Raw genomic sequence first — 11,986 nt, 5'->3', positions numbered from 1 at the left:
AGCACGGGAAATTACAGAGCGCTGGCTGACGGAATACAACAGCGAGCGGCCTCATGAATCCCTGAATAACCTGACGCCGGAAGAATACCGGCTGATGGCTGAAAAACCGGAACTCTCAAAAAGTGTGTGGAACTAAAACAGGTATGCTTACAGTGGCATGATAGTTAAAACGAACGCCATTCAACTCCATATTCTTATAGATATAGCGACGGGTTTTTACGAACGCCCAAGGGAGATAAATGCCAAACGTAATTATCGTTAAGACCAAATTCACCAGACAAATAATAAAGAATGGCCAAGCCTTTCCATGAAATATAAATACATGCTGTGAATTCGCAGCACCAGCCTTGCTACTAATCATATTAAAAACATTCCCTTTTTTAAGATGTATAATTTAGATGAATATCTATCGGATCGTGCTCTAAGCCCGCAGTATGTCTGCCATTTAAGGTCGCGGCAAGACGCAGATTTGCCGTAATCCGGCCTTGCACGCTGTTTATCGGAGTGGTATTAAATAGAATTATGTTTCACCTGTTTTTTATTGAGCAATAAAATGATTTTTTCTGCCGATCAGACTCTCCTCCTGCGTGCCCTGACGCCTAATGACAACCCGGCGATTGCCCGTGTCATTCGTCAGGTCTCTGCCGAATATGGCCTGACCGCCGATAAAGGCTATACCGTGGCTGACCCGAATCTGGACGAGCTGTATCAGCTCTATAGCCAGCCAGGGCACGCCTATTGGGTGATTGAACAGGACGGGAAAGTGGTAGGCGGTGGTGGTGTGGCACCGTTAACCTGTAGCGAGCCGGATATTTGCGAACTGCAAAAAATGTATTTTCTGCCGAGCGCCCGAGGCAAAGGGTTAGCGAAGAAGCTGGCCCTGCTGGCGATGGATCACGCCCGCGAGCACGGCTTTACCCGCTGCTATCTGGAAACCACCGCGTTTCTGAAAGAAGCCATTGCGCTGTATGAGCATCTCGGCTTTGAGCATATCGACGGCCCGCTGGGCTGTACCGGCCATGTCGATTGCGAAGTCCGGATGCTGAAGGTGTTGTAATCATTCCCTCTCTTTACGCAGAGGGGATCCCGCTATGAAAACGAAACTCTGCATCCGGGGTCGAAATCAGCCCCGCTTCGACCTCGCCAAATAAACGCACCCGCGGGGTGATGTCTTCGTCAGACACCTGCTGCGCCAGCGTCAGGTAATCCTGATAATGGCGTGCCTCAGAGCGCAGCAGCGACAGATAAAACGTCTGCAACTCTTCATCCAGATACGGGGCCAGGGCGGCGAATCGCTCGCAGGAACGCGCTTCGATGTATGCCCCACAAATCAACTTGTCGATAAGCGTCAAGGGTTCGTGGGTGCGCACCTCTTTCAGCATCCCTTTGGCATAGCGGCTGGCGGTGATTTTCACGTACGGAATGTCGCGCGCCAGCATCATCTCCCGCACCTGCCAGAAGTGGTGCAGTTCCTCTTTGATGAGCAGGACCATGCGGTCGATAAGCTGTCGACCCCACGGGTCGTCGGTCTGTGGCATCACGCTTTTGCTAATCTGCTTTTGCAGCGCGATAAAATCTGGCTCCGGGCCGCCGCGAAAAGCAAAGGCTTCATACGGCTGCAACCATGCCAGCAGCGCATCGGCCCCCTCTTTGTCGGCAACGTATTTGCGCACCAGCAGCATCGCGGTCTGCGCGGCTTTCAACTCGCACACCAGATGGTCGGTCAACAACAGGGGAAGATGTTCAGGGGAACGGGCCTGGTCTATCCACGCCTGCGGAGTTGGGCACTGAAGAAAGGCTAAAACGGGAGCGAGTATCTGCGGGTAATTCATGTGTGCTGCGCGGTCTCATAAAAGGATGCGGCAGAAGGCTCTGCCGCATCGGTCATCACATCAGTTAAAACTTAGTGGCGAACGCCATCGTCATCTTCGTCGATGTAGTCTTCGTCATCGCCTTCTTCGCCTTCCCCGTTAGGATCTTCGAAGTAGGTGCCCCAGCCGTCATATTCCACGCCGAACTTCTCAGCCACGTTCATCAGCTGTTCTACCTGCGAGTCGATAAGCTCCGGGTTGAGCGCACATTCGCTGAGTGCGTCGCAGCAGATAACCACTTCGCCGCCCTCTTCTACTTCCAGCTCTTCCGGCTCGGTCACTTCGTAACCCAGTTTGAAGACTTCTACCGCTACTTTTTCCAGCGTTTCGAAATCGTCCGCCGAGAAGTGGTGCTCGATGGTGTACAGCGCGTCCGGATCGCTGCCATCTTCCAGTAACTCTTCAATAATCAGACGCGTTTCTTCGCGCTGCTCTTCCAGGTGTTCCGGGTTTGCCATAGCTCGTTCCTCAATGATGTTCGGCAGATACTTCTATTTTCACATACCGCAGTCAATGCCTCCACCTTTCCGCGAAAGAATTGTGAAACGGGGTTGCAAATGAATATTCATACATATAAATTGAATTTTAATTCAATAAGTGGCTTGTGCCATGAGAGGGAAAAATGTCTGCGTTATACCAGAATCACTTTTTGAAATTACTCGATTTTACACCTGCTCAACTCACTCACCTGCTGACGCTGGCCGCCCAGCTTAAAGCCGACAAAAAGAACGGCAATGAAGTGCCCAAACTGACCGGCAAAAACATCGCGCTCATCTTCGAAAAAGACTCGACCCGCACCCGATGCTCTTTCGAAGTTGCCGCATACGATCAGGGCGCACGCGTTACCTACCTCGGCTCCAGCGGTAGCCAGATTGGCCACAAAGAGTCGATTAAAGACACCGCCAGAGTACTGGGCCGGATGTATGACGGTATTCAGTATCGCGGCCACGGTCAGGAAGTGGTGGAAACGCTGGCGCAATACGCGGGCGTTCCGGTGTGGAACGGCCTGACCAACGAGTTCCACCCGACGCAGCTGCTGGCCGATTTGCTGACCATGCAGGAACATCTGCCCGGCAAAGCATTCAATGAGATGACGCTGGTATATGCCGGGGATGCGCGTAACAACATGGGCAATTCGATGCTGGAAGCGGCTGCGCTAACCGGGCTGGATTTGCGTCTGGTCGCGCCAAAAAGCTGCTGGCCAGACGCCAGCCTGGTCGCCGAATGCAAAGCGCTGGCGCAGAAAAACGGCGGCGATATCACCCTGACGGAAGACGTTGCCGCCGGGGTCAAAAATGCCGATTTCATTTACACCGATGTGTGGGTGTCGATGGGGGAAGCGAAGTCAAAATGGGCCGAACGTATCGGGCTGCTGCGTGACTACCAGGTGAATAAACAGATGCTGGACCTCACCGGCAACCCGCAGGTGAAGTTCCTGCACTGCCTGCCCGCCTTCCATGACGACCAGACTACCCTGGGTAAACAGATGGCCGAGGAGTACGGTTTGCACGGCGGAATGGAAGTGACGGACGAGGTGTTTGAGTCGCAAGCCAGCATCGTTTTTGATCAGGCGGAAAACCGGATGCACACCATTAAAGCAGTGATGGTGGCGACGTTGAGTCAGGGGTAATCCCCTCACCCTAACCCTCTCCCTCAGGGAGAGGGGACTCGCCGGAGCGGTTTTCTCCCTCTCCCTCTGGGAGAGGGCCGGGGTGAGGGTTAATCTTTACTCAACTAACATCTTCACCACCGCTTTGCGCACTTTCGCAGACGAACCCACGGCGCAGAGCGGCTTATGCACTTCGCCTGGGTAAAACACCACGAAATCCCCCTCGCTCAGCACCACGGTTTTTTCCTGCACGCCTTCCGGCAGAAACGCGATGTCTTTATCCGCCAGCCAGTCGGTATCCGGTGTGCCCGCCGGTTGTGTGCTGAAGGTCATCCCTTCCTGGCCTTTGAGGATAATTTGAATATCCAGATAGCGCGCGTGATACTCGGCGCGACGCGCGGCCAACGGCTCGGTGGTGTCTTCAGAAATCAGATAAAACAGACGGTTACCGTCGATGTCATGTTTACCCAGCGGCGTGGCATCGGTGACATGGGCTTTAACGTGTTCGATGGCGTCACGCAGTTCCTGCGGCAGCCAGCTATGCAGATGGTGAATATTTCCGGCGATCATAAAAACCTCCAAATATAAAACAACGTTTCATTTCGGATTTTTATACCCGCAATCGATGTGCCATACCACTTCTTTTTTAGGGATATTTGTAGTGGCGCAAATTATTCCCAGGCAAACGTTTCCCTGTCTGTGAACGAATCGCTTGATCCGCACGCACAGCTGCGTATAATGCCAGCCGATTTGCCGGGAGGAAGCATGGTCAACTGCGTTCGACATTCTGTCTTACCGCGTCTGAAAACTGACGCTGGCCTGCCGTTTTTCTTCCGTTGCATCACCAAATTCAAGAGCCCCTTTTTAAGGGGCTTTTTTTTTGCCCAGGCGTCAGGAGATAACAATGGCTAACCCGCTATATCAAAAACATATCATTTCCATAAACGATCTCAGCCGCGAAGACCTTGAACTGGTGCTGGCGACTGCCGCCAAACTGAAAGCGCACCCGCAGCCCGAACTGCTGAAGCATAAGGTCATCGCCAGCTGCTTCTTTGAAGCCTCCACCCGTACCCGTCTGTCGTTTGAAACTTCGATGCATCGTCTCGGCGCCAGCGTGGTCGGCTTCTCGGACAGCGCCAACACTTCGCTGGGCAAAAAAGGCGAAACCCTGGCCGATACCATTTCGGTGATCAGCACCTATGTGGACGCGATTGTGATGCGCCACCCGCAGGAAGGCGCGGCGCGTCTGGCGACCGAGTTTTCCGGCAACGTGCCGGTTCTCAACGCCGGGGATGGTGCGAACCAGCATCCGACGCAAACCCTGCTCGACCTGTTCACCATTCAGGAAACTCAGGGCCGACTGGAAAACCTCAGTATCGCGATGGTGGGTGACCTGAAATATGGCCGCACCGTGCACTCCCTGACCCAGGCACTGGCCAAATTTAACGGTAACCGCTTCTACTTTATCGCCCCGGATGCGCTGGCGATGCCGCAGTACATTCTCGATATGCTCGATGAGAAAGGCATTGCCTGGAGTCTGCACGGCACCATTGAGGAAGTGATGGCGGAAGTGGACATTCTGTACATGACCCGGGTGCAGAAAGAGCGCCTGGACCCGTCCGAATACGCCAACGTGAAAGCGCAGTTTGTCCTGCGTGCGGCGGACCTCGAAGGTGCCCGCAGTAACATGAAGGTGCTGCATCCGCTGCCGCGCATTGATGAAATCACCACCGATGTCGATAAAACCCCGCACGCCTGGTACTTCCAGCAGGCCGGGAACGGCATCTTCGCGCGCCAGGCGTTACTGGCGCTGGTTCTGAACAGCGACCTGGCACTGTAAGGGGAATGACGATGACACACGATAATAAACTTCAGGTAGAAGCCATCAAACGCGGTACGGTGATTGACCATATTCCGGCGCAAATCGGCTTTAAACTGCTGACGCTGTTCAAACTGACCGAAACCGATCAACGCATCACCATCGGTCTGAATCTGCCGTCGGGCGAAATGGGACGGAAAGATTTGATTAAAATCGAGAATACGTTCCTGACCGACGAGCAGGTTAACCAGCTGTCGCTGTATGCCCCGCAGGCCACGGTGAACCGCATCGACGAGTATGAAGTGGTGGGCAAATCCCGTCCGAGCCTGCCGGAGCGTTTTGAAAGCGTACTGGCGTGCCCGAACAGCAACTGCATCAGCCACGCGGAGCCGGTCTCATCCAGCTTTAGCGTCAAAAAACGCGCCGATGATATCGCGCTGAAGTGCAAATACTGCGAAAAAGAGTTCTCTCATACTGTGGTGTTGGCCAACTAATTGAGGTTGGTATCAGGTGCCGGGCTGCCTATAATGGCCCGGTTATTTTGAAACCTAAACCCGCTGTCACAAATGGAGACATCATGAGCAAAGTAATCGCGACGGAAAATGCACCAGCAGCCATTGGCCCATACGTTCAGGGCGTTGATTTAGGCAGTATGATTATCACTTCCGGCCAAATCCCGGTATGCCCGAAAACCGGCACCGTGGCAGACGATGTTGCCGCGCAGGCGCGTCAGTCGCTGGAAAACGTGCAGGCTATCGTTGAAGCCGCAGGCCTGAAAGTCGGCGATATCGTGAAAACTACCGTTTTCGTGAAAGATCTCAACGATTTCGCTACCGTTAACGCCACCTACGAAGCCTTCTTCACTGAGCATAACGCGACTTTCCCGGCACGTTCCTGTGTGGAAGTCGCGCGTCTGCCGAAAGACGTGAAGATTGAAATCGAAGCGATTGCCGTTCGTCGTTAATCGCCCCCCATGCCCGGCGGCGTCAGCCACCGGGCAATGACGACAAAATTACTCGATCCGCGTCGCCCGCAGCAGCGTCTCCAGCGGGTACACCGCCGCAATCACCACTTCATCCTGGGTTTTGGCCGCTTCATCAAGCTGCGCCTGAATCGACGCATACTCCTTGTCATCCAGCGTGCCCTGCCGCGCCACCAGATCGGTTAACCGTAGCCCTAACGCCGCCAGTTTATCCACCTGCAACGCCACCGGTTTCATGGTCGACAGCTGATAATTGCCGTCGGTCAGCAGCAGCACGTCTGCGGTATTGTTCTGCCAGCGGGTAAAGACGTGACGCAGCGCATCGGCGCTCTCGTTATCTTCCGCGTCGCTGACCAGATTCTCCGCCCATTCGTTGAGATGGCGCACGGTGTTGCTTTCAGCCGGTAAGGCATCGGCAAAACGGTTCAACGGCTCAAACTGGTGATAGTTTCCGGCCTGGAATTTCAGATGCTGCCGGGTGTAATACTGCGCCGGTTCAATCGCCTGAGCTAAAATCTGCAACGCCAGCGTGCCGCCGCCATTTGCCAGACGGGTAAACTGCGCCAGTTGCTGGGTATGCTGTTGCAGCCCAACGGACACCGTCGACCAGCCGTCGATGGCCTGTAAACGCTGATACATGTTGTCGGTGTCATTCACGTCCTTCGCCGACCACAGCCGTTCCGCCACCACAAATCCACGTGGCCACAGACGGATATCCAGCACCGGCGCGACGATATTTTCCGCCCACAGCGCGGCTTCGCCCCCGAGCAGATTTTTTTGCTGCGCCTCGTCCGGCACGACCGGCTGAATGCCTGGCGGAACGTCGTCCAACCGTTCGCCGGTGATCGGATAACGGACGTTACCCACCAGGAAATAGCCTTTCAGCCGATCGTCATGAATGCTCAGCACCGGGCGGGTTTCCCCCATCCACGTATCAACCGTGAAGGTGACCTGGTCCGGGCTGAGCCATTCGATATCGTCCACGGCACGGCGGGATTTGCCTTTAAAATCAATAAATCCACGCCACTCCTGGGAGCCTTTCACCAGGGTAAAGCTGCCTTCCACCGGGCTGCCCTTCAGACGCGGCATGGTGAACGTCCAGCTCTGGGCGCTGTCAGCATCGCTGATGTTATCCACGCCGTTCAGGCCCTGGGGCACAATTTCATTGCGATAGTGATAGGCCGCACTTTGCGGCTGATCGAGGTAGAACCCGGTGGAAAGAATGCCTTTGTAGCCATTTTTCGCCACCTCGCCGAGCGCGTCCTGCCCTTGCCAGGATTGGATCAGAATACTTTTCGGCAGGTCAGGATGGTAAATCTCGTCCCAGCCGACCATCTGCCGATGATGTTTTTCGAGGATCGTTTCCAGTTTGCGATTGAAATACGCCTGCAACGCATGGCTGTCTGCCAGCTTGTTGTCCTGCATAAACTTCTGAATCGCCGGATTGTTCTTCCACTGGGTGTCATCCACCTCATCGCCGCCAATGTGCAAATACGGATCGGGGAAAATGGCCGTCAGTTCGCCGACGATCGCATCGGCAAAGGTATAAGTGGCGTCTTTGGTCGGATCGAGTACCGGTTTCAACACCCCCCAGTGGCGCTCCATTTCATACGGGCCCGGCGCGCTCATCAGTTCCGGATAGGCCACCGCAATCGCCGAAGCATGGCCCGGCATGTCGATCTCCGGCACCACGCGAATACCGCGCTCCGCCGCGTAGCGCACGACGTCTTTCATCTGCGCCGGGGTGTAGAACTTGCCGTCGCTGGCCAGCTGCTGCAATTTCGGGTAGCGGGTCGAGGCAAAACGCCAGCCCTGATCGTCGCTCAGGTGCCAGTGGAAGACGTTCAGTTTCGCTGCCGCCATGCCATCGAGCTGACGTTTAATATCTTCGACGGGCAGGAAGTGACGCGCGGAATCCAGCAGCACGCCACGCCACGGGAAGCGCGGGGCATCGTCGATGGTGACATACGGAATGGCGGTGTTATTCGGCCCGTTCTGAATCAGTTGCAACAGGGTTTCCATCCCATGCAGTGCGCCAAAGCGGGTGTTGGCGGTGAGCTTTATCCCACTTTCATCCACCACCAGCTTGTAGCTTTCATCGCTGTCCGGTCGGGGAACGGCGGGCACTTTGCGGGCGATAACGATATCAATGGTTGGGGTTTTGGCGGGGCCGTTTTGCGGCATCATTTCCCAGCCGGTCTGGCGGGAAATTCGCTCACGAAGACGGGTGACCGCCTCGCCCAAATCGTCACCGCGTAAATTGATGGTCAGTTGATTATTCAGCACCAGCGCCCCCTGCGTGGCCGGGCGTTCAAGCTGCGCAGGCCAGGGCATCAGGGGTAAATCTCCGGCAGGCGTTGCCAGCGCAAAGCCGCTCAATAACAGTCCAGTCGTCAACACGCTGTAGCGCACAGTTTTAAGCATGGGGATTCCTTTATGACGGGCCAAAAAAAGGCAATCCAATGAGGTAACATGCGCCGATTTGAGGGTCAAGCGTGAAGTGCGGTCAGATCCCCTCACCCTAGCCCTCTCCCCAAAGGGGAGAGGGGAAAGCCTGCGCGCTTTTCTCCCTCTCCTCTCTGAGGAGAGGGTCGGGGTGAGGAGAAAAATTACTGCCAGCCATACCGACGAGCGTAGAAGCCTTTCACCAGTTGGGTGAGCGTCATGTACCCCACCAGGATGGCCACCAGCCACGGGAAGTAGGCCAGCGGCAGCGCCTGTAGCGACAGATACGACGCCAGCGACGAGAACGGCAGCGCAATACCGACCGCCATCACCACCAGGGTCATCACGATCAGCGGCCACGCAGCACGGCTCTGGATGAACGGAATGCGGCGGGTACGGATCATATGCACAATCAGCGTCTGCGACAGCAGCCCGACCACGAACCAGCCAGACTGGAACAGCGTCTGGTGCTCAGGGGTGTTGGCGTGGAACACAAACCACATCAGGCAAAACGTCAGAATGTCGAAAATGGAGCTGATCGGGCCGAAGAAAATCATAAAGCGTCCCAAATCCGCCGGGTTCCAGCGCTGCGGTTTCTGGATTTGCTCATCGTCGACGTTATCAAACGGAATCGCCACTTGGGATACATCGTACAGCAGGTTCTGAATCAGTAAGTGCAACGGCAGCATTGGCAGGAACGGCAGGAAGGCGCTCGCCACCAGCACGCTGAAGACGTTACCGAAGTTAGAACTGGCGGTCATTTTGATGTATTTCAGCATGTTGGCAAAGGTCCGACGGCCTTCAATGACCCCTTCTTCCAGCACCATCAGGCTTTTTTCCAGCAGGATAATATCCGCCGCTTCACGGGCGATATCCACCGCACCGTCGACGGAAATCCCGATATCCGCCGCGCGCAGCGCCGGGGCGTCGTTGATGCCGTCCCCCATAAAGCCGACCACGTGGCCTTCGCGTTTCAGCAGGGTCACGATGCGCTCTTTATGCATCGGCGTCAGGCGAGCAAACAAGGTGGTGCGTTTGGCCAGTTCTGCCAGCGCATCGTCGCTCATCGCATCAAGGCTGCTGCCGACCACCACGTCCCCCGCATCCAGCCCGACTTCGTAGCAGACTTTCGCCGCCACCAGCTCGCTGTCCCCGGTGAGAATTTTCACGGTGATGCCGCTGGCCTTCAGCGCTTTCAGCGCCGGAGCGGTGGTTTCTTTTGGCGGATCGAGGAACGCGATATAACCTTCGAGGATCAGGTCCGACTCATCAATGCGCTGATAATCCTCTTCCTGAGCAGGCAGGTATTTGGTCGCCACCGCCACCACCCGCAGGCCCTGACGGTTCAGGGTATCGGTCACGCGTTTGATCCGACGCAGCATGGTGTCATCCAGCGGCACGATTTCGCCGTTGTAACGCACCTGGGTCGAAACGTTGAGGACTTCCTGTAACGCGCCTTTGCAAATCAGCAGGTGGACGTCGCTGTGCTCGGCCACCACCACCGACATCCGGCGACGTTCGAAATCAAACGGGATCTCGTCGATTTTCTGCCAGCGTTCGGACAGGCTACGCGCTGACTCTTCGTCCACGCCTTCCAGCACCGCGACATCCAGCAGGTTTTTCAGCCCGGTTTGATAGTGGCTGTTGAGCCAGGCGCTGTGCAGCACGCGTTCGCTGGTTTTCCCGGATACATCGGTGTGGTTTTCCAGCACGATTTTATCCTGCGTCAGGGTGCCGGTTTTGTCGGTGCAAAGGATATCCATCGCGCCAAAGTTCTGAATGGCGTCGAGGTGTTTGACGATAACTTTCTGTTTCGACAGCTTCACCGCCCCACGCGCCAGCGTCGAGGTGACGATCATCGGCAGCATTTCCGGGGTCAGGCCGACGGCCACCGACAGCGCAAACAGCGCCGCCTCCCACCAGTCGCCTTTGGTGTAGCCGTTAATTAACAGCACCACCGGGGCCATCACCAGCATAAAGCGGATCAGCAACATGCTGACGCGACTGATGCCTTTCTGGAACGCATTCGGTTCGTTTGGCTGTTCGCTCACGCGCCCGGCCAACTGACCAAACCAGGTATTGCCGCCGGTGGCGAAGACAATCGCCTGTGCCGAGCCGCTGACCACGTTAGTGCCCATAAAGCAGAGGGTGTCGCTTTCCAGCGGGTTGTTTTGCTGCGGATGGCGGCTACGCGCCACTTTTTCTACCGGCAGCGATTCCCCGGTCAACGACGCCTGCGCCACAAACAGATCGCGCGCCTGGAACACCCGCAGATCCGCCGGGATCATATCGCCTGCCGACAGTTTAATGATGTCGCCCTGCACCAGTTGATCGATAGGGATCTCCAGCCAGCGGCTTTCCCCCTGCTCATTCACCACGCGCAGCACCGTGGCGGTGTTGCTTACCATCGCCTTCAGCGCATCCGCCGCTTTGGTGGATCGCGCTTCCTGCACGAAGTTCAGCAGGGTCGAGATCCCGACCATCAGGGCGATCACCCCGGCGGCAAACAGGTCTTCCGTGGAATAGGAAATGATGCCGAGAAGGGTCAGCAGGAGGTTGAACGGATTGCGGTAGCACAGCCACAAATGCACCCACCACGGCGACGGTTTTTGCGCCGGAATGATGTTGCTGCCGTACTGTTCGCGGGCGTCTTCTACCTCAGATGCATTCAGTCCTTCCGGGTGACTGTTGAACGCGCGCCAGATTTCGTTTTCATCCATCGCCGCAACGTTCAGGCACTGCTTGCTCAACGAATCCGGGATCGGGGTGGCTGCCAGGGTTTTGCCGTCCGGGAGCGGATCGCGGCTGACCAGACGATGTGGCAGATGGCGGCTAAGCTTGTCGAGCAGCTGCCGGGTGATGTTTTTCAGCATAATAAGTCCCTCAGCGCTCACCGTTCGGCGATCGCGAGTCTTTTTCAGGCACAGCAAGGCAGTGCCTGAAGGGCACTTAACTTTTAAAACAGGGACTTCAATGAATTGACGTCACTGCCTCACGCGTCGTCGGGCAAGGCAGTGCAAAGACGGGCTTACCGGACGAAAATGTTGCTCCATCGATGATGGGAAGTGGGATCAGGATCCATACAGCCTCCGGTAAGTGAAGAAACGCCACGCGCTTTCGGTGCATAAAATGACACTGCGTAGCGACAATGCCAGTATCATAGACCCCGTTTCCTAAACGGAACGTATACCAGATTTTACTCATTTGAAGTCCGGGAGAACGGGTTTACGCTCAATCAGGATCCCTTATAATCACACCGC

General features: G+C 55.8%; 14 protein-coding genes and 2 pseudogenes. 9 read left to right on the top strand and 7 right to left on the bottom strand.

Annotation, left to right across the window (positions count from 1 at the left end; all coding sequences use genetic code 11):
• Positions 1–136, top strand: a 136-nt coding sequence (locus ACG0Z5_RS17280) for an integrase core domain-containing protein (protein WP_394449638.1), incomplete at its 5' end; no start/stop codon positions are given.
• 15 nt (positions 137–151) lie between these two features.
• Here the strand turns inward: ACG0Z5_RS17280 and ACG0Z5_RS17275 are convergent.
• Positions 152–361: pseudogene (locus tag ACG0Z5_RS17275) on the bottom strand (DUF898 family protein); the annotation flags it as partial.
• Between the two features lie 192 nt (positions 362–553).
• Between ACG0Z5_RS17275 and ACG0Z5_RS17270 the strand changes: the two are divergent.
• Complete coding sequence (locus tag ACG0Z5_RS17270) at positions 554–1,057, top strand: GNAT family N-acetyltransferase (protein ID WP_394449629.1); 504 nt, start codon at positions 554–556, stop codon at positions 1,055–1,057.
• Positions 1,058–1,070: 13 nt separating this feature from the next.
• Here the strand turns inward: ACG0Z5_RS17270 and miaE are convergent, their stop codons facing one another.
• The gene (gene miaE, locus ACG0Z5_RS17265) at positions 1,071–1,832 is read right to left on the bottom strand and encodes a tRNA isopentenyl-2-thiomethyl-A-37 hydroxylase MiaE (protein WP_394449627.1); all 762 of its coding nucleotides are present in this window, start codon (positions 1,830–1,832) and stop codon (positions 1,071–1,073) included.
• A gap of 71 nt (positions 1,833–1,903) precedes the next feature.
• Positions 1,904–2,329, bottom strand: coding sequence for a ribonuclease E inhibitor RraB (rraB, locus tag ACG0Z5_RS17260; protein WP_319785152.1), 426 nt, complete (start codon positions 2,327–2,329; stop codon positions 1,904–1,906).
• A gap of 99 nt (positions 2,330–2,428) precedes the next feature.
• Between rraB and argL the strand changes: the two genes are divergently transcribed.
• Together argL and argF are read left to right on the top strand one after the other, a co-directional pair.
• Positions 2,429–2,524, top strand: coding sequence for a putative translational regulatory protein ArgL (argL, locus tag ACG0Z5_RS17255; protein ID WP_374941335.1), 96 nt, complete (start codon positions 2,429–2,431; stop codon positions 2,522–2,524).
• Positions 2,494–3,501: an ornithine carbamoyltransferase gene (gene argF / locus ACG0Z5_RS17250; protein ID WP_394449625.1), complete on the top strand. Its 1,008-nt coding sequence runs from the start codon at positions 2,494–2,496 to the stop codon at positions 3,499–3,501. The genes argL and argF overlap by 31 nt, the downstream gene beginning before the upstream one ends.
• A 96-nt stretch (positions 3,502–3,597) precedes the next feature.
• Here the strand turns inward: argF and ACG0Z5_RS17245 are convergent, their stop codons facing one another.
• The gene (locus ACG0Z5_RS17245) at positions 3,598–4,050 is read right to left on the bottom strand and encodes a YhcH/YjgK/YiaL family protein (protein ID WP_394449623.1); all 453 of its coding nucleotides are present in this window, start codon (positions 4,048–4,050) and stop codon (positions 3,598–3,600) included.
• A 195-nt stretch (positions 4,051–4,245) separates the two neighbouring features.
• On the opposite strand from ACG0Z5_RS17245, the pseudogene ACG0Z5_RS17240 reads away from it, so the two are divergent.
• The 5 genes and pseudogenes from ACG0Z5_RS17240 to ACG0Z5_RS17220 all read left to right on the top strand — a co-directional run.
• Positions 4,246–4,335: pseudogene (locus ACG0Z5_RS17240) on the top strand (pyrBI operon leader peptide); the annotation flags it as partial.
• Positions 4,317–4,382 (top strand): pyrBI operon leader peptide, encoded by a 66-nt coding sequence (locus tag ACG0Z5_RS17235; RefSeq protein WP_319785281.1) that lies wholly within the window; start codon positions 4,317–4,319, stop codon positions 4,380–4,382. The pseudogene ACG0Z5_RS17240 and the gene ACG0Z5_RS17235, both read left to right, overlap by 19 nt.
• A 2-nt stretch (positions 4,383–4,384) precedes the next feature.
• Complete coding sequence (gene pyrB / locus ACG0Z5_RS17230) at positions 4,385–5,320, top strand: aspartate carbamoyltransferase (RefSeq protein ID WP_319628364.1); 936 nt, start codon at positions 4,385–4,387, stop codon at positions 5,318–5,320.
• 11 nt (positions 5,321–5,331) lie between these two features.
• Positions 5,332–5,793 (top strand): aspartate carbamoyltransferase regulatory subunit, encoded by a 462-nt coding sequence (gene pyrI, locus ACG0Z5_RS17225; RefSeq protein WP_394449621.1) that lies wholly within the window; start codon positions 5,332–5,334, stop codon positions 5,791–5,793.
• A gap of 83 nt (positions 5,794–5,876) precedes the next feature.
• Complete coding sequence (locus tag ACG0Z5_RS17220) at positions 5,877–6,263, top strand: enamine/imine deaminase (RefSeq protein WP_394449619.1); 387 nt, start codon at positions 5,877–5,879, stop codon at positions 6,261–6,263.
• A 48-nt stretch (positions 6,264–6,311) separates the two neighbouring features.
• Here ACG0Z5_RS17220 and ACG0Z5_RS17215 read toward each other — a convergent pair whose 3' ends face one another.
• The 3 genes from ACG0Z5_RS17215 to mgtL all read right to left on the bottom strand — a co-directional run bounded on the left by ACG0Z5_RS17215 (position 6,312) and on the right by mgtL (position 11,808).
• Positions 6,312–8,705 (bottom strand): beta-N-acetylhexosaminidase, encoded by a 2,394-nt coding sequence (locus ACG0Z5_RS17215; protein ID WP_394449617.1) that lies wholly within the window; start codon positions 8,703–8,705, stop codon positions 6,312–6,314.
• Between the two features lie 185 nt (positions 8,706–8,890).
• Positions 8,891–11,599, bottom strand: a complete 2,709-nt coding sequence (gene mgtA, locus ACG0Z5_RS17210) for a magnesium-translocating P-type ATPase (RefSeq protein ID WP_394449615.1) — start codon at positions 11,597–11,599, stop codon at positions 8,891–8,893.
• A 155-nt stretch (positions 11,600–11,754) separates the two neighbouring features.
• Entirely contained in the window at positions 11,755–11,808 is a 54-nt protein-coding gene (gene mgtL, locus ACG0Z5_RS17205) for a mgtA regulatory leader peptide MgtL (protein WP_374941337.1), read from the bottom strand.
• Positions 11,809–11,986: the final 178 nt, after the last annotated feature.

This window comes from Scandinavium sp. M-37, assembly GCF_043558715.1.
Lineage (GTDB): Bacteria > Pseudomonadota > Gammaproteobacteria > Enterobacterales > Enterobacteriaceae > Scandinavium > Scandinavium vulneris_A.
The sequence above is the reverse complement of the archived record's forward strand: the minus strand, read 5'-3'. Positions and strand labels throughout refer to the sequence as shown.